The organism is Deferrisoma camini S3R1, from assembly GCF_000526155.1.
Lineage (GTDB): Bacteria > Desulfobacterota > Deferrisomatia > Deferrisomatales > Deferrisomataceae > Deferrisoma > Deferrisoma camini.
Window position 1 is genome coordinate 212,726 of the sequence record NZ_JAFN01000001.1, and the last position, 16,324, is coordinate 229,049.

Annotated in this window: 14 protein-coding genes; 4 read left to right on the forward strand and 10 right to left on the reverse strand. The window is 66.4% G+C overall.

Annotated features, from left to right (window positions below):
- The first annotated feature begins 835 nt into the window (after positions 1-835).
- The 4 genes from DEFCA_RS0100885 (at position 836) to DEFCA_RS21870 (ending at position 4,371) form a co-directional block, all read left to right on the forward strand.
- Complete coding sequence (locus DEFCA_RS0100885; RefSeq protein ID WP_025321166.1) at positions 836-1,693, forward strand: PEP-CTERM sorting domain-containing protein; 858 nt, start codon at positions 836-838, stop codon at positions 1,691-1,693.
- Positions 1,694-1,971: 278 nt separating this feature from the next.
- Positions 1,972-2,319, forward strand: a complete 348-nt coding sequence (locus tag DEFCA_RS24615) for a transposase (protein WP_169709391.1) — start codon at positions 1,972-1,974, stop codon at positions 2,317-2,319.
- A gap of 4 nt (positions 2,320-2,323) precedes the next feature.
- Entirely contained in the window at positions 2,324-3,334 is a 1,011-nt protein-coding gene (locus tag DEFCA_RS0100895; protein WP_025321168.1) for a transposase, read from the forward strand.
- Positions 3,335-3,819: 485 nt separating this feature from the next.
- A complete protein-coding gene (locus DEFCA_RS21870) occupies positions 3,820-4,371 on the forward strand; it encodes a hypothetical protein (protein ID WP_169709392.1) in 552 nt (183 codons plus the stop codon).
- Positions 4,372-4,380: 9 nt separating this feature from the next.
- On the opposite strand, the gene DEFCA_RS0100905 is transcribed toward DEFCA_RS21870, so the two are convergent.
- From DEFCA_RS0100905 to DEFCA_RS23910, 10 genes are all read right to left on the reverse strand, one after another.
- The gene (locus tag DEFCA_RS0100905) at positions 4,381-5,616 is read right to left on the reverse strand and encodes an ABC transporter permease (protein ID WP_025321170.1); all 1,236 of its coding nucleotides are present in this window, start codon (positions 5,614-5,616) and stop codon (positions 4,381-4,383) included.
- 280 nt (positions 5,617-5,896) lie between these two features.
- Complete coding sequence (gene istB, locus DEFCA_RS0100910) at positions 5,897-6,679, reverse strand: IS21-like element helper ATPase IstB (protein ID WP_025321171.1); 783 nt, start codon at positions 6,677-6,679, stop codon at positions 5,897-5,899.
- Positions 6,680-6,738: 59 nt separating this feature from the next.
- The gene (istA, locus tag DEFCA_RS0100915) at positions 6,739-8,307 is read right to left on the reverse strand and encodes an IS21 family transposase (RefSeq protein WP_084319498.1); all 1,569 of its coding nucleotides are present in this window, start codon (positions 8,305-8,307) and stop codon (positions 6,739-6,741) included.
- 434 nt (positions 8,308-8,741) lie between these two features.
- Positions 8,742-9,023, reverse strand: a complete 282-nt coding sequence (locus DEFCA_RS0100920) for a hypothetical protein (RefSeq protein ID WP_025321173.1) — start codon at positions 9,021-9,023, stop codon at positions 8,742-8,744.
- A 429-nt stretch (positions 9,024-9,452) separates the two neighbouring features.
- Positions 9,453-9,839, reverse strand: a complete 387-nt coding sequence (locus tag DEFCA_RS0100925; protein WP_025321174.1) for a GxxExxY protein — start codon at positions 9,837-9,839, stop codon at positions 9,453-9,455.
- 1,382 nt (positions 9,840-11,221) lie between these two features.
- A complete protein-coding gene (locus DEFCA_RS0100930; RefSeq protein WP_025321175.1) occupies positions 11,222-11,785 on the reverse strand; it encodes a Uma2 family endonuclease in 564 nt (187 codons plus the stop codon).
- A 403-nt stretch (positions 11,786-12,188) separates the two neighbouring features.
- On the reverse strand, positions 12,189-13,751 hold the full coding sequence (locus tag DEFCA_RS0100935; protein WP_025321176.1) for a methylenetetrahydrofolate reductase C-terminal domain-containing protein: 1,563 nt from the start codon (positions 13,749-13,751) through the stop codon (positions 12,189-12,191).
- Between the two features lie 167 nt (positions 13,752-13,918).
- Entirely contained in the window at positions 13,919-14,509 is a 591-nt protein-coding gene (locus DEFCA_RS0100940; RefSeq protein ID WP_025321177.1) for an ABC-type transport auxiliary lipoprotein family protein, read from the reverse strand.
- Positions 14,506-15,543: an MlaD family protein gene (locus tag DEFCA_RS18940; protein ID WP_025321178.1), complete on the reverse strand. Its 1,038-nt coding sequence runs from the start codon at positions 15,541-15,543 to the stop codon at positions 14,506-14,508. Before DEFCA_RS18940 ends, DEFCA_RS0100940 begins: the two co-directional genes overlap by 4 nt.
- A complete protein-coding gene (locus DEFCA_RS23910) occupies positions 15,533-16,324 on the reverse strand; it encodes an ABC transporter ATP-binding protein (protein ID WP_029733337.1) in 792 nt (263 codons plus the stop codon). The genes DEFCA_RS18940 and DEFCA_RS23910 overlap by 11 nt, the downstream gene beginning before the upstream one ends.

Consider the following 16,324-nt stretch of genomic DNA (forward strand, 5'->3'; position numbering starts at 1 on the left):
GGGGAATGGGAAACGGTAGAGGCTCGTCTCGTCTCGCGCCACGACCGCAACGGCGCAAAGGGTTTGGCTTTGGGCAGTCGGGGCGCGGGGGCTCAACTTGGAGCCGCCCTTGGCCGATTCGGATCGGGAAGAGCGGTTTTTGATGAGCGGAAACTTCAAAACTTTTCAACGTTATCCCTCCGGAGGCCGGGGGAGCAGTGGTGGCGGGAGGTGAGTTGGGGGAGGGCCGGAATCAACTGGGCAGCAGCGTCCCCTCCCCTCGATAACGGTGAGGTTGCAGATCCGCCGAGGCAGAGACGTCGCCGACGTGATCCGATCGGGGGTGGGGTGTGCCCGAAAACCATGGGTTCGCTCAACCGCTTGTTATCACAGCATAAATTTTTTGCTTGACGGAGGGGCTATAGAATGTCCCCTCCCCTGGCCTTGGCCGATCCGGATGGGGAAGTGCGGTTCTTGGCGAGCGGAAACTTCGAAATTTTGCAGCGTTCCTTCGAACGATAGTTTCGTTTTAGACCAGCGTCCCCTACTTCCCTCCCAACGGAAGACAACTCCTTCCCTTAAGTGGAACTCCTTTTCCCACCCCGCCGCCGCAAGCGGCGAGAAAGCCGCTATCGCCCGCACCAGGCCCCATTAGGATCCTCAACGCTTTCGGCACATTCATTGCATGCTGGTATAGAGCGTGGAGTTAGCTGGAAGGGCTCGATACCTCGGAAACGCCAACACCGGATCTGGTCTACGAAAAGGAGGGAGCCGAAGCGAACAAGAGCAACGTAAGTCGTAATGCCAGCGTCTGCATCGACCACCAAACCTAAGCCACAATTGAGGAGGGAAAACCATGCGGAAAAGATTCCTTGCATTTGCCTTAGCTAGTATATGCGGCGTGTGGGCAAGCACGGCGATGGCGGTGCCACTCTTCTATAGCCCCACGGACCAACCAGGGACATTGTTTGAGGACAATGATCTTGACTTTTTCGTGGACAACGACGATAATGGCGTAATTTCTGAGGGCGACTACCTTTATTCGGCCGTCGAGTTCTCCTTCGCGAAAGATCAAACGAACGACGTGAAGTATTCTTTAAATGAAGAAGGCGACGAACTGGTCGCGTGGACCGCGATCAAGGTGGAAAAAATCGTCACGGATTTCTCTGACCCCGAGTTCGGTGCTTGGTTTGGCACGATCGACGACGCCACGCCCATGGTCTCAGTGTACACCGGGGGCCCGATCAATCTTGACACGATCGCGGGTGACCCCACCATGGCCGCAGCCGAGGCGGCCGTCAAAGATGGAACCTTTCTGTGGGCTTTTTCGGTCACGGACGACCCGGATACGATGTGGCAGTTCATACCGACAAGTCTCTCTGCTTATGACCCGACGGAAGTTGCAAAAGCGGGCAGTTCGAGCCCGGTAGGGACCATGCGGTTTGCCTTGGAACAGGTTAACGGTGACCCGATCTTCCTGCCGATCACGCTGGATACGACCTTCTTCACCTTCGGCGACAGCTTTGGAGACGACCTCGTGCACCTGCGGGGCAGCGGCGACATCCTTGGTGGACAGGGTTTGACCTACGCGTTTGCACGCAGCGACGTGGACGTCGAGGTCAACCCAGTTCCGGAGCCGGGTACCATGATCCTTCTCGGCTCGGGGCTTTTGGGCGTGGCTGGCGTGAGCCGCCGCCGGAAAAAGAAGGCCTAAACGTCCACCCAGGCATCCACGGCACATACACGAAGAGGGCCCCACCGGGGGCCCTCTTTCTTGGTACGCCCGGCATGGGCACTGGCTTGGAGGTGGAAGTCCTCCCCTGAGTAGGTCACAACGAGGGAAGGGAAGCGCAAGGGCGTGAGGGCGACCGAGACGGAATCCGGGACGTTGGTCTAAAACGAAAATATATTGCCCTCCGTGGGCGAGCGCTGTAGGTTGACCCCATGCCAAGGACCGCAAGGCTCGATGTACTCGGTGTCCTCCAGCACGTGATGGCCCGGGGGATCGACGGGTACGCGATCTTTCGGGACGAACGGGACCGGGAGGCGTTCTTGGAGCGCTTGGCCGGGGTGGTGGAGAGGGCTCGCGCGGACCTGCTGGCGTGGTGCCTGATGTCCAACCACTTCCACCTGCTGGTCCGCCCCCGCGAGGTGCTGCTGGCGCCGATGATGCGACGGCTGATGACGGGGTACGCTGGTCCACGGGACGCTGGTCCAAAACGAATATGGGGAATTCGGGACGCTGGTCCTCGGGAATTCGGGACGCTGGTCCTCGGGAATTCGGGACGCTGGTCCAAAACGAATATATCTTGCCATTCGATGGCGACCACGGTAGGTTGACCGCATGCCAAGGACCGCAAGGCTCGATGTACTCGGTGTCCTCCAGCACGTGATGGCCCGGGGGATCGACGGGTACGCGATCTTTCAGGACGAACGGGACCGGAAGGCGTTCTTGGAGCGCCTGGCCGGGGTGGTGGAGTGGGCTCGCGCGGACCTGCTGGCGTGGTGTCTGATGTCCAACCACTTCCATCTGCTGGTCCGCCCCCGCGAGGTGCTGCTGGCGCCGATGATGCGGCGGCTGATGACGGGGTATGCCGTGTGGCACAACCGCCGGCATGGCCGGCGTGGCCACGTTTTCCAGAACCGGTACAAGAGCATCGTGGTGGAGGAGGAGCCGTACTTCCTGGAGCTGGTGCGCTACATCCACCTGAACCCGGTGCGGGCCGGCTTGGTGGCCTCGATGGAAGCCCTGGACGAATACCCTTACACCGGGCACGCGGTGCTCCTGAGGAGCCGGGAGCTCGCGTGCCAGAACGTGGACGAAGTGCTCCGGATGTTCGGCCGGCGCATGGGGGAGGCGCGGAAGGGGTACCGGGCGTTCGTGGAAGCCGGATTCAGCCAGGGGAGGCGCGAGGAGCTTCGGGGCGGTGGGCTGGTTCGGAGTGCCGGGGGGTGGAAGAATCTGCTGCGGAGGAAGAGGGAGGAGCGGGAGCCGGGCGACGAGCGGATCCTCGGGGGCGGGGAGTTCGTGAGGGAGCTGTTGGAGCGGGCGGGCGCGCCGGTGCGGCGATCGGAGAGGGACGTGCTGCACGTGCTGGAAGAGGTGTGCCGAGAGCATGGGATCGGGAGGGAGCTGGTGCTGGGGCGGACCCGCCGCCGGGGGGTGGTGCGGGCCCGGGAGGCATTCTTTCTGAGGGCTCACGAGGAGGCGGGGGAGAGTTTTGCGTCGCTGGGGCGGCTGTGCGGCATGTCCCACACGGCGGTGCGCGCGGCGATCAGGCGGGCCCGGCAGAAGAGGGAAGCAGGGACGCCTCCGCCTCCAGGGCGATCCGGGGCAGGCGGGAACGCCGAGTGACGAGTTCAGGAAACCAGAAGATGCCGCCACCCCCGTTTCGTTGGTTAGAGAGAGCCGTATCCGGAGCCCCTTCGGGATTCAACCGCCAGCCGTGGCGCGTGGCGTGGACCCGCGATGGCCTTCGGGTCACCCGCAGGCCCGATTTGCCCGGGTGCTGGTTTGACACGGGCTTCCGGTACACGTGGATCGACTTTGGCGCATTGGGGGAGTGCTTGCGGCACGCCGGGGCCCGGGCGGGGTGGCGAGTGGGGGGCATGGGGGTCCGGGCCCGAGCCGACGGGCCGGCCCTGTGGTTGCCGCTGGAGCGTGAGGCCGGCGCGGGCACCCAGGAGGAGCGGCCGGGAGCATCCGTACTCCGGGACCGCCGGACGCATCGCGAACGGTTCGCACCGGTCGAGGCCCTCCCAATAGCGCTGAAAACGGTTCCGGTCCCCGGAGTGAGAGCCCAGTTGTTGGCTGGAGATCGGGGGCGGAACGCACGGGCCGTGTGGTTGGCCCGTTTCGAGGCGCTCTCTCTCCGGTGCGCCGAGGTGCGCCGGGAGCTGCTGGGGGGGCTCGCCGGGGACGGGGGGCGGGGAACGGGAATACCCGCGGAGTGCCTTGCCCTGCCAACGGCGGTGGGCCCGGTGTTTCGCTGCCTGCTGCGTCACCCGGCGTGGGATGCGGTGTGGCGCGTTGCCGCGCCGGTGTATGGGCGCGTCGCCCTGGCGCGCATCCGTTCGGCCTCGGCCCTGGTGTCGTTTGCGCTGGAGGGGCCGGAGACGCCGGAGGGCCTGGTGGGCTTGGGGGCGGCGTTTACTCGTTATTGGCTTGGCCTCACGGCCGAGGGACTGGCGGCCCAGCCCTATTCTTCTTTCGTGTACCCGCGGCTTTGCGGCCGGCGCTGCGGGCTGAAACGGTGCTTGGTGGCTCCGGAAAGTTGGCAGGAGCACTTTTCTGCGAAGCCGGAAATCGTTTTTCGGGTGGGGCGGCCCACCCGACGGGTGCCGCCCCGCCCGCATCGGCCCCTGGAGGACGTGCTGGCGGTGGAGGAGTAGTGCCGGTGGCTACACGTGGCCCAGGGCGTCCACGATGGGTTTGCGGGCGGCCCGGCGGGCGGGGAGGGCTGCGGACAGAACGGACAGGGCCACGAACACGGCGAAGCCCACGGCGAGCACGGCTGGGACCAGATCGACCTCCACCTGCACGAGCTCGGCCACGCCCGGGGGCTTGTAGCGGATGTCGGCGGCGGTCACCAGGACGCGGCCTGCGGCCGTGAGCCCCAGGCCCGCCACCGCCCCCAGGGTGCCGAGAACCGCGCCCTCGAATGCGAAGAGCCGGATCACGTCCCAGGGCTTGAAGCCGATGGCCCGCAGGGTGCCGATCTCCCGGAACCGCTCGTACACCGACATGGACATGGTGTTCACGGTGCCCATGACGACGATCAGGGATGTAATGGAGAACAGGAACAGGAACACCACGTCCAGGAAGTTCTTTGCCTTGCCGTAGTACTGGCTGATCTGTTCCCACGTGCGCACGTCCACCGGGATGCCGAGGTCCGCGGCAACCCGTTCCACCCGGGCCTTGACCTCGGGCACGATCGAGACGTCGTCGCAAAGGATGCTCAAGCGGTCGCACCCGTCCGTGTCGTACAGGCTCTGGGCCATGGCCAGGGGCATTTTCACGTACTTGTCGTTCATCTCGTCGGAGAACGTGGCGTAGGTGCCGGCCACGGTGGCGTCCACCGCGTTCATCTGGCCGTACTGAGTGGTGGCCATGAGGACCACGTTGCTCCCGGGCTGGAGCCGGAGCAGGGTGAGGAGATCCGGTCCCACCAGGATGGCGTCCGGGCGGTCACGCGGGAGGGTCTTCCGGCTCATCCAGCGGCGGTAGCGGTAGTGGCTCCACAGGTCGGCCTCCTTGGCCGGGTCGATCGCGTCGGATAGGAAGATGGTGGACACGTCGCCGTTCGAAAGGAGGCCGGTGAGCTCCATTCTTCGGGCCACCCAGGCCACGCCCGGGATCTTTCGGATGGTCTCTGCAAGCCTCGAGCTTTCTTCGCCGGTGAAAAGGTAGTCCTCCGGGCGGAGGCGTCCTTCCTCCAGAAAACCCTTCTTGTACACCACCAGATGCCCCGGAACCTCCACGAAGATCGCCGCCAGGGCCATCTTTTCGTACGCCTGGTGCGTGTACCCCTTGAACATCGCAACCGCCATGTACCCGAACGCGATGGCCAGCACGGTGATCAGGCTGCGGCGGCGGTTCTTGAGGACGTTGCGGAAGGCGATCTTCAGAAGGGTCATGGGGCGCGTCTCCCCCTGGTTCGGTCACGGATTTGAAAGGGACACCGCGCATTGTGGCGTACGGGGAATGGATCGGCAATAGGGCCGTGAATCGTGAGTGGGGCGGTGATGGGTGACGGGTGATGGGTGATGTCACGGATCGCCCTAATGGAGCCACCCATGATCGGCCTAATGGAGCCAGTTTGGGGGTGCCATGATCGGGCTAATGGAGCCGGGTCATGATCGCCGTAATGGAGCCACTCGGACCGACCTACCTCAGAGGGTCCCGGCGGTGTTGACCCTACCCCTTTCGACGCGTCGAGGCAACGACCTCCTGGGGGGCGTCGTCCGGCAGGGGTCGGGGTGATCGGTAGCTCTGGCCCTCCAGGACGATCCGGTAGGCGCCGTGGCGGATCCGGTCGATGGTGGCGGCCCCCAGCAGGCGGTTGGGGAAGGCCTGGCCCCACTCGCCCAAATCGAGGTTGCTGGTGAGGATGGTGGAGGCGCGCTCGTAGCGTTCGTTCATGAGGTCGTGGAAGTCCTCGTCCTGGGGAGGGCGCAGGGGTTTGAGGCCGAAGTCGTCGATGATGAGCAGATCGACCCGTGCCAGGGCGGCGAAGCGGCGTTCGTAGGTATCGGTGGCCCGGGCGGCATGGAGCGAGCCCAGGAGCTTGGAGGCGGAGGTAAACAGCACATCGTGGCCCTGGCGGATGGCGCAGTGGCCGATGGCCTGGGCGAGATGGCTTTTGCCGGTGCCGGTGGGGCCGACGATGAGGACACAGACCTTTTCGTGGAGGAAGCGGCAGGTGGCGACATCGAGGATGAGGGCCTTGTTGACGCCGGGGTTGAAGGCGAAGTCGAAGTTCTCGATGGTTTTTTCGCCGCGGAAGCCGGCGCGCCGGAACCTGAGGGCGAGCTTTTTGTGCTCGCGGCGGGCGATCTCGTCCTGGATGAGCAGGGAGAGGAACTCGGTGTAGGAGAGCTGATGCTCCACGGCCTGACGGTTTCGGGCCTCGAGGGAGTCGAGGATACCAGAGAGGCGAAGCTGCTTGAGCAAGGGGGCGAGCTGGGGCATGGGGTTCATGGTCTGGTCTCCGTTGCGTGAAGGGGTGGAAGGCACAGGCTCGGCAGCGCGGCGGGAACTCAGAGGGTTTCGCCGGGGCCCCGCCGCTGGGGGGCCGGGGGCGGATCCCACAGGAGCAGTTGGGCGGCATCGCGGCAGAAGCGGCCCTTGCCGGTGTAGGCCTCGGCGAGGGCGGAGGGCTCGGCCGGTTCGGGCTCCTGATCGAGGCCCTTTTGGAGGATGGTCTTCACGGTGCGGTAGCGGGGATCATCGAAGCGAAGGGCCCGGCGGCACGCGGCCTCCAGGCGCTCGTGCCCGAAGCGCTGGGCCAGGCGGATCACCCCCTGGGCGGCACGGAGGTTGTCGAGGACGCGGTGGGCGAAGAGGCGCTCGACGAGCTCATGGGTGGAGGGCCCGAGGGCTCGGGCCTTCTTGAGGCACCACTGGGGGTCTTGCATCTGGTAGGCCACCGCCTCCGGGGGGAGGTGGTCTTGGACGGTGGAGCGCTCGCCGGGGCGAGCCAGGCGGGGGTGGGAGGCGACGAGCTCGTGGTCGAGGTAGAGCTCCACGGTCGAGGGGGTGGCGCGCAGCCACAGATGCTGGCGCACGAGGCGAAAGGGGGCGGAGTAGTAGGCCTTCTCGAAGGTGACGTGGCAGTTGCCGTGGAGCTTCACGCGGGTCCACACGCCGAGGATGGGGGGCACGTCGGGCAGGGGCCTGAGCACGTGGCGCTCCACCTCGACGAACCGGGTGAGGGGTCGCTCGTGGGTGGTGCCGTGAAGGCGGTTGCCGGCGGTGGAGCGGATCCACTCGTGGAGCTGGCGGTTGGCGTCGACCCGGTCTCGGAACTCGCGAAGGGGCAGAAACGAGCGCTTGATGTACTTCACCCCGGACTCCACCCGGCCCTTCTTCTTGGGGTCCCGGACGGGACAAGGGGCGATGCGGAACCCGTAGCCCTCGGCCAGCTCGGCATAGGAGCGCTGGACCTCGGGATCGTGGTAGCAGGCGCGGACAATGGCGCACTTGGCGTTGTCGATGATGATCCGGGCAGGAACGCCGCCAAACCACTCGAAGGCCCGGCGGTGGCAGGCGATCCATGTGGAGACCTTCTGGTCGGGGACGATCTCGGCGTACTGATGGCGGCTCCAGGCAAGCGTCATCACGAAGACCCAGGTGAGTTGGGGCTCGCCGGTGAGGGGATGGGGGATCGTGGGGCCCTTGCCGAAGTCGACCTGGGCGGCCTCGCCGGGGGCGAACTCCAGCATGACGGTGGCCTGGGGGTTGGCCTTCCGGATGCCTTGGAGGAATCGCCGTACCGAAGAGTAGTGGCCGGTGTAGCCGTGCTTTCGGCACAGGGCCTCGTGGATGGTGGTGCCCTGGATGCCGAGCTCGACCCAGCGGGTGATCTCGTCGCGGTAGCGCTCGAGGGAGGAACCGGCCCGCGGGGTGGCCCGTGCAGGGGAGGAGCCGAGGGCCTGGGCGATGGCGGCCTCGTCGGGCACGGGGGAGTCGGGGTCGAGCCAGCCGTTGTGGGCGGCGAGCTCACGGAAGGCAGAGGCCTTGCGGCGGCCCATGAGGCCGGCTTTGGCGATCTGGCGGTTGGAGTCTCCAAGCCGCATGCGAACGAGGACGTGTCGGTACTGGTGCATCTCGAACCTCCGGTTGGCCATGGGGATCTCCTCTCGGCTCCTGGGAAAGGGGAGCGGGGAGGATACCCCGGTGGATGGAAGTCCGAGACCCTCGGGCAGGCAGATCAGGTGGCTCGATTACCCCGATCCTGGGGTGGCTCCATTAGGTGATCATCGGGTGGCCCCATTAGGCGATCATGAGGTGGCTCCATTACGGCGATCCTCGAATGGCTCCATATTGGCGATCAGCAACAGGTGATGGGGGCGTAGGACCGTGGGGACGTTAGGACGGGAGGACGTGCGGGGAGTGGCTCACCGAACGACCTGCGACCCAAAATGCCGTGAATCGTGATTTGTGAATGGTTCGCGCGCTTCGCGTGCCGTTGGGATGTTGGAACGGGGTACGAACGACGAACGACCTGCGACCGGCGGCAGTTTGGGGGGCGTGGCGTGAATCAGGTCTCTTGGACCCGGTACACTCTGTGATGGGCCTCGGTGTCGGCCCGGTGGGCGGCGAGGTCGGCGGCCAGGGCGTCGATCTTGGCCTCGAGGCGGGCCTCGGCCTCGTTCACCCGGCGGGTCAGGGCCTCGAACTTGAGGTCCACGAGGTCAAACCGCCGGTTCACATCCTCCGCCAACGCGTCCATCTTCCGGTCGAGCGCGGCGTGCCCCTCGATGACGAGGTCGAACTTGCTTCGGATGTCTTCGAGCAGGATCTCCAAATGGTCCTTTTCCATGATGGCCCCTCCGGGAGGAGTGGTGTGCGGGCGGAGCCGCGGGGAGGGAGCAGGGCCTGCCAAGCCTTCCGGAACCGTTCCGCCGCGTCAACCCCCCCGCCGGGAGAAATCACGTCACGCTCACAACGGCTGAGGGCCGTGAATGGTGAAGTCGGGAATCGTGAATGGTTTTGGCGCTTCGCGCGCGGTTGGGACGTTGGAACGGTGTACGACCAACGACGAACGACCCGCGACCAACGGTAGTTCACACGACGAACGACCCGCGACCGGCGGCAGTTTTGGCGGGCGTTGCGTGAGCCCCGAATTTCACGCCAAGGTCTGTGGAACGTCAACTTCAGCTCACGCCAAGCTCGCAACGAGCGCAACGGGTTTTGGGGTTGGGGGTTCGCATGGCGTCCGTGGCGGCGTTGCGTGAGCCCGAAGTTTACGCTACTCCTCCAAGTTGTTGACCACCCGAGTGATCCCGTCTTTTAGCAGCGCTTCTCCGAAGTTGATCAGAAGACCGAGCCGACAACCGCTCAGCTTCAGGTGGGTCAGAAGCTGCTTCTTGTGGACGGGTTGGACGGTTTCGACCGACTTCAGTTCCACGATGACTCGGTCCTCCACGATCAAATCCGCACGAAACCCTTGGTCGAAGGTCAGCCCGTCGTACTCGATCGGGACGGGTACCTGCCGGGCGACTCGAAGCTCCCGCTTTTGGAGTTCGTGCGCCAGAGCCAGCTCGTACACGGATTCTAGCAACCCGGGCCCGAGCGCTCGGTGGACCCGGAAGGCACTGTCCAAGATGACCTTTGCAATCTCATTTTCCACCGGCATTTGACGCCCCCTCTGGCAAAGGACGAACCGGCCGGATCTCACGCGACGAGCGCAAAGAACTTCTTGGGGTTTCCGTGGCGGACTTGGCGGCGTTGCGTGAGTCCCGCGGTTCACGCCAAGGTCCGTGGAACGTCAACTTCTTGGTCTCACGCCACGCTCACGACGAGCGCAAAGAACTTCTTGGGGGTTCCGTGGCGAGCTTGGCGGCGTTGCGAGAGTCCCGCGGTTCACGCCGAGGTGCGTGGAACGTCAACTTCTTGGTCTCACGCCACGCCCGCGACGAGCGCAAAGAACTTCTTGGGGGTTCCGTGGCGAGCTTGGCGGCGTTGCGAGAGTCCCGCGGTTCACGCCGAGGTGCGTGGAACGTCAACTTCTTGGTCTCACGCCACGCCCGCAACGGTCGCAAAGAACTTCTTGGGGTTTCCGTGGCGGACTTGGCGGCGTTGCGAGAGTCCCGCGGTTCACGCCGAGGTGCGTGGAACGTCAACTTCTTGGTCTCACGCCACGCTCACGACGAGCGCAAAGAACTTCTTGGGGGTTCCGTGGCTGACTTGGCGGCGTTGCGTGAGTCCCGCGGTTCACGCCAAGGTCCGTGGAACGTCAACTTCTTGGTCTCACGCCACGCTCACGACGGTCGCAAAGAACTTCTTGGGGTTTCCGTGGCGGACTTGGCGGCGTTGCGTGAGTCCCGCAGCTCACGCCAAGGTCCGTGGAACGTCAACTTCTTGGTCTCACGCCACGCCCGCAACGAGCGCAAAGAACTTCTTGGGGGTTCCGTGGCGAGCTTGGCGGCGTTGCGAGAGTCCCGCGGTTCACGCCGAGGTGCGTGGAACGTCAGCTTCTTGGTCTCACGCCACGCCCGCAACGGTCGCAAAGAACTTCTTGGGGGTTCCGCGGCGAGCTTGGCGGCGTTGCGAGAGCCCCGCGGTTCACGCCAAGGTCCGTGGAACGTCAACTTCTTGGTCTCACGCCACGCCCGCGACGGTCGCAAAGAACTTCTTGGGGGTTCCGTGGCGAGCTTGGCGGCGTTGCGAGAGTCCCGAAGTTCACGCCGAGGTCCGTGGAACGTCAACTTCTTGGTCTCACGCCACGCCCGCGACGAGCGCAAAGAACTTCTTGGGGGTTCCGCGGCGAGCTTGGCGGCGTTGCGTGAGTCCCGCGGTTCACGCCGAGGTGCGTGGAACGTCAACTTCTTGGTCTCACGCCACGCTCACGACGAGCGCAAAGAACTTCTTGGGGGTTCCGTGGCGAGCTTGGCGGCGTTGCGTGAGCCCCGAAGTTCACGCCAAGTTCTACGACGAACCACGTACGACCCGCGACCAACGACCGGTGAACGAACGTGGCGTTCGTTGCGTAAGCCCGGTTGGAAAACTGTACACCCCTCACGCGCAAAGGACCTGTTCCGGGGCGAGGCGTAGGCTCGTTCCCGGGATGGGAAGGGTCGGGTCGCCGGGGTGCAGGGTCTGGGCGGTCCGGTAGGCGGTTTCTCCGGGGTCTCGGTACACCTCGATAACGCCCCCCGGGAGGTCCACGAGCCACACCTCGGGAATGCCGGCCTTGGCATAGAGGGGCAGCTTGACCTCCCGGTCCGCTGCCGCCGAGGTGTCGGCCACCTCTATGATCAGAACCACGTCCCGGGGCCTGGGGTGGGCCGAGGCGTAGTAGTCGGGCCGGGGCTTCAAAAGGGCGATGTCGGGCTGGAGCTCGGTGCGAGGGTCCAGGGCGATGGGGTCTTGCACGCTCAAAAGCCATGGATTGCCGCTGTGCGGCGCCAGCGTGTGAAGGATACGTTTGACACAGGCGGCGTGCCGGCTTCCGATGGGCGTCATCTCGATCAGTTCCCCCTCGATCAACTCGACCCGGTCGTCCTCGCCGAGAATGCCGGCCTCGGCCATGCGGTGGAACTCGTCGACGGTGAACAGCCGCCGGGCAGGCTCGGGTGTCATGGGGCGGACCTCCGTGGTTCTGCTGCGGGTTCACGAACAGCTCCAGCGTAGCAAGGGGGTATGGGAACTTCAACGGTCCATCCCGCGCCACGCTCGCAACGACGCAACGGGTTTTGGGGTTGGGGGTTTCCGTGGCGAGCTTGGCGGCGTTGCGTGAGTCCCGCAGTTCACGCCAAGGTCTGGGGAACGTCAACTTCTTGGTCTCACGCCACGCTCGCAATGGCGCAACGGAAGGCCGTGGGCAGTCACGCGTGAGGAGTGACGGGGCCGGGGGCGTGTGGCGGTTTCCACGACGAACGACCTGCGACCGGCGGACCACCGTGGCGTTCGTTGCGCGCGAGAAGTTCATGCCAGGTCCCCAAAAGACGTCGGGGAGGCCCGAGGGCCTCCCCGACGGTAGGGGCTACTTCTTCGCGGGGGGCTTGATGCCCAGGCGTTTCGCCGTGTGGTCCCGGCCCAGGTAGAAGTTCAGCCACGACGAGGTGAACCGCAGGTCGTAGTTCACGGGCGGAATCATGTAGGCGCCCAAGGTGTCCTCGGCGCCGTGGCTCTTGAGCCTCGGGTAGGCGCGCACGTAGATGCACTGCTTCTTGTTGGGGTACACCTCGCACCATCCCTCGAACGATCCGCCGCAGGGGCCGTTGCGCTGGCCCTTGGGGCACTGGCTCATGGGGCACAGGTACGCGATGTCGAACAGGGCGCAGTCCCCGCAGTGCATGCACTCGTTGGTCATCACCTTCATGAAGTGCTCGACCCGGGTGAAGAAGTGCTCCATGCTGGTGCCGTCCACGGCCTTGGCCAGGGACCGCATGGGCTTGAACAGGAAGCCCTTGGTCTCGAACATGGCGTTGTGGAGCACCCGGAACATCTTGTAGCCCACCGGAGCCGCGGGCCGGTCCTTGGACCGGTCGGCCGGCTCCTCCTTGTTGAGGCCGGTCTCGGGGTCCTTCTCGAAGTAGTACCAGCCGCCGGGCTGGGGGAAGTCGAACTCCCGCACCAGGTCCTGCCAGTTGGGCGCGAGCTCCTCACCCTTCTCGATGATGAACTCCACGTCCTCGAACTTCATGCCGTGGCCGCCGATGTGCACGCCGGCGAACCCCATGCCCTTCATGAAGGCGTACATCTTGGCGGCCCGCAGCAGCCGCTCGGTCTTGCCCTTGTCCTTGGACCGCTCCACCTCGGCCGCGATCTCCTTGACCAGCTTGTCGGTCACCACGCACCCTGGGATGCCGTTGCGGTTCATCAGCCGGGCCGCGCCCAGGGGCAGCACGTACACGTTGCCGATCACCGGGATGTTGCCGTAGCCCAGGTGCCGGACCATCAGCAGGGCCTCGTGGAACTTGCGGGCGTCGTACCCCAGCTGGGTCACGATGAACTGGGCCCCGGACTCCAGCTTCTTCTTGAGCTTGTAGTACTGGCCCATCTGCTCGGACTCGAGCTTCTTGAAGGGGCTCACGGCCGCGCCGGCGAAGAAGTGGGTGGGCTTCAGGGTGGTGGAGCCCTTGAAGGTGGGGACCTCCAGGCCCTGGTTCAGGTCCGAGATGAGCCCCAGGAGCTGGGCTGGGTCCAGGTCGAATACGGGCTTGGCCCGGCCGCCAAACCCGCTGACCGGGTAGTCGCCGGTCATGATCAGCAGGTTGCGGACGTTCTCCCGCTCCAGGCCGTAGAGGAGCCCCTCGAGCTGGTTTCGGTTCTTGTCCTTGCAGGTGAAGTGGACCAGGGGCTCGATGCCGAGCTTGTTGATCTCGGCCCCGAGCATCTCGGCCGAGATCGCGGGGTTGCCGCCCGGGTTGTCCGTGATGGTGAGGGCGTGGACCTTGCCGCTCTTCGCGGCCTGCTCCGCGGACGCCATCACCACCTCCTGGGCCTTTTCGAAGGCCCCGCGGCCGGGAACGAGCTCCCAGGTCACGCTGAAGGTGTTTTGATCGAGGAGGGACTCCTGAAATCTGCTCACGAACTCGGCCACCGGTCTACCTCCTCCCCCTCCCAGGGGAAATGGGGATCGAAACAGGGAAATCGAGCGGCGCGGATTATAGGGGACCGATTTCGGGGAAGTCAACGAAGAGGCGGGAAAACCTGGGAAAATGAAACCCGGTTATCGGACGGCTGGGGTGGAGGGCGGATCGTGTTGGGTCACTCGCGGGCGAGGCGGGCCAGATCCTTGGCCACGGACCCCACGAGCCTGGCCACGACCCGATCGGCCGCGGTCTGGAACCCCTGGAGCGTGGCCGGGTCCACCGGAACCTCCCACTGCCCCGACCGGAACGATTCGAGCTCCCCGTCGGGGCCGATCAGGCTCCAGGTGGCGCCGAGGACCACCACCCCCCGGGACCGGTCCCAGTACAGGGCGTCCACCACCCCGGTGCACCTGAGATCCGGCGAAACCGGGGCCGGGGCCGCGAACGCCGCCTTGGCCGCACCGGAGCCTATGAGCCCCCGCCGCAGTGCGTCGGCCACCAGGGGCCCGGGCTCGGCGGCCCACCGCACCCGGGTGAGGAACCGGTATCCGGAGCCGCCCTCGGCCACGGCCACCCGGTCGGTGCGAAACGCCGGCGCCGTGGCGAAGGCGGCGATCTCCACCACTGTGTCCGTGGAGGCCGGGGATCCCGCAGCGACGTCGGGCGAGATCCCCAGGCGGACCACCGGCACGGCCGGCCGCCGCCACCCGGCGCAGCCGGACGAGAGGAATGTGAGGGCCAGGGCCAAGGCGAACAGGGCTCTCACGGCAGGTCCTCCTCGAGGGGGGTCTCCCATACGATGCGGGACGGGCTCTCCCCCAGGTCCCGGGCCACGGTCTCCAGCCGGCCGGCCGCGGCCTCGATCCGGGCCAGGGACCGGAGGGCGGCCGCGGCGGTGCGGCCGGCGTCGCCCTCGGCCGTCCGGGCCGCCGAGGCGACCTGGTCCGCGGCCCTGCCCAACCGGTCCGTCGCCCCGGCCAGGCCCGCCTCCAGCCGATCGAGGCGGGCCTTCAGGTCCAACGCTGCCACCTGCTCCTGCAGGGCCTGGGCGGCGAGCCGCACCTGCCGGGCCGACCCGGACAGGTCCGCCAGGGTCTGGGATAGGGCCGGGTCGGCCAGCAGGTCGTCCACCCGGCCGGCCGCCCGTTTCCAGGTGCCCACGGTCTGCTCCGCGCCGGCCAGGATCCGGTCGATCCTCGGGCCGGCCATCACCGCCTCCAGCCGGTCGGCCGCCCGCGCCAGGGCCTCGGCGGCCGCGGCCGCCTGCCGCGCGGCCTCGGGGATGCCCGAGCCGTTCACCAGGCGCCGCAGGTCGGCGATCAGCCCCGGCAGGTCTGCCGATCGGAGGTCCGCCACCAGGCCGGCCACGTCCGAGGCCAGGTGGGTCAGAAACGACGGGGCCGAGGGGATGTAGTCCGGCGGGGGGGGAAAGGGAAGGCTCGGTTCCGGCGACTCCAGGAGCTCCAGGTCCACGAACGCCGCGCCGGTGATGCCCACGGTGCCCAGCCGGGCCCGCATGCCCGGTCGAACCCGGAAGGTGGGGTCGATCTCGAGCCGCACCTCCACGTGCTCCCCGTCCGGGGCGACCCGGATCGCGCTCACCCGGCCCAGGGGGACCCCCCGGAACTTCACCGGCGAGCCCACGTCGAGCCCCTGCACGCTCTCGGCGAAATAGGTCACGTAGGTGCGGTACTCCTTCCACACCCGGCTGGCGCCCAGCCACAGCAGGGCGCCGGCCAGCAGCAGAAACCCCACGATCAGGAACAGCCCCACCTTGAACCGGGTGGACTCACTCGCCACGGGGGCCTCCTTTCTTCAACCCGTCGGGCCGGGGCGGCTCCCGCCGGAAAAAGGCGCGCACCGCCGGGTCCGGATGCTCGTCGCGCAGCCGGGCGGGAACCCCCTCGGCCCGGATGCCGGCCACCTCACGGTCGATCAGGACGCACCGGTCGGCCACCGCGAAGGTGCTGGCCAGGTCGTGGGTGACCAGGAGCACGGTGATGCCCAGATCCCGCCGCAGGCCCAGCACCAGTTCGTCCAGCTCCGCCGCGGTGACCGGGTCGAGGCCGGAAGAGGGCTCGTCCAAGACCAGGATCGGCGGGTCCAGGGCCATGGCCCGGGCCACACCGGCCCGCTTGCGCATGCCCCCCGAGATCTCGTTGGGAAACCGGGACTCCGCCTCGGCCAGCCCCACCTGGGAGAGCTTGAGGCACGCCAGGATCCGGGCCGTGGACTCGGGCAGGTCCGTCTGGGCCCGGATGGGCAGCATCACGTTCTCGGCCAGGGTCAGGTCGGCCAGCAGGGCCCCGGTCTGGAACAGGACCCCCAGGCGCCGGGACACCTGGGCCCACCGGTCCGGAGAGCTGCGGGTCATCGACACCCCTGCGATCTCCAGGTCTCCGGCCAGGGGCGGCAGGATGCCGATCAGGGTCTTCAGGATCGTGGTCTTGCCGGAGCCGCTTCCGCCCAGGATCGCAAAGATCTCCCGGGGCCGCACCTCGAAGCTGAGGTTCCGCAGGACGGGCTGGCCGTCGTAGCCCACGCTCAGGTTCGTCGCCTTGAGGACCGGGGCCGGCTTCAT

What these genes read in the sequence shown, in the direction of transcription:
- istA (WP_084319498.1), bottom strand. Translation starts at nt 8,307, where the DNA reads ATGCACCAGTACCGACACGTCCTCGTTCGCATGCGGCTTGGAGACTCC.
- DEFCA_RS0100925 (WP_025321174.1), bottom strand. Translation starts at nt 9,839, where the DNA reads ATGCCGGTGGAAAATGAGATTGCAAAGGTCATCTTGGACAGTGCCTTC.
- DEFCA_RS0100905 (WP_025321170.1), bottom strand. Translation starts at nt 5,616, where the DNA reads ATGACCCTTCTGAAGATCGCCTTCCGCAACGTCCTCAAGAACCGCCGC.
- DEFCA_RS23910 (WP_029733337.1), bottom strand. Translation starts at nt 16,324, where the DNA reads ATGAAGCCGGCCCCGGTCCTCAAGGCGACGAACCTGAGCGTGGGCTAC.
- DEFCA_RS24615 (WP_169709391.1), top strand. Translation starts at nt 1,972, where the DNA reads ATGGCCCGGGGGATCGACGGGTACGCGATCTTTCGGGACGAACGGGAC.
- istB (WP_025321171.1), bottom strand. Translation starts at nt 6,679, where the DNA reads ATGAACCCCATGCCCCAGCTCGCCCCCTTGCTCAAGCAGCTTCGCCTC.
- DEFCA_RS0100930 (WP_025321175.1), bottom strand. Translation starts at nt 11,785, where the DNA reads ATGACACCCGAGCCTGCCCGGCGGCTGTTCACCGTCGACGAGTTCCAC.
- DEFCA_RS0100885 (WP_025321166.1), top strand. Translation starts at nt 836, where the DNA reads ATGCGGAAAAGATTCCTTGCATTTGCCTTAGCTAGTATATGCGGCGTG.
- DEFCA_RS0100895 (WP_025321168.1), top strand. Translation starts at nt 2,324, where the DNA reads ATGCCAAGGACCGCAAGGCTCGATGTACTCGGTGTCCTCCAGCACGTG.
- DEFCA_RS0100920 (WP_025321173.1), bottom strand. Translation starts at nt 9,023, where the DNA reads ATGGAAAAGGACCATTTGGAGATCCTGCTCGAAGACATCCGAAGCAAG.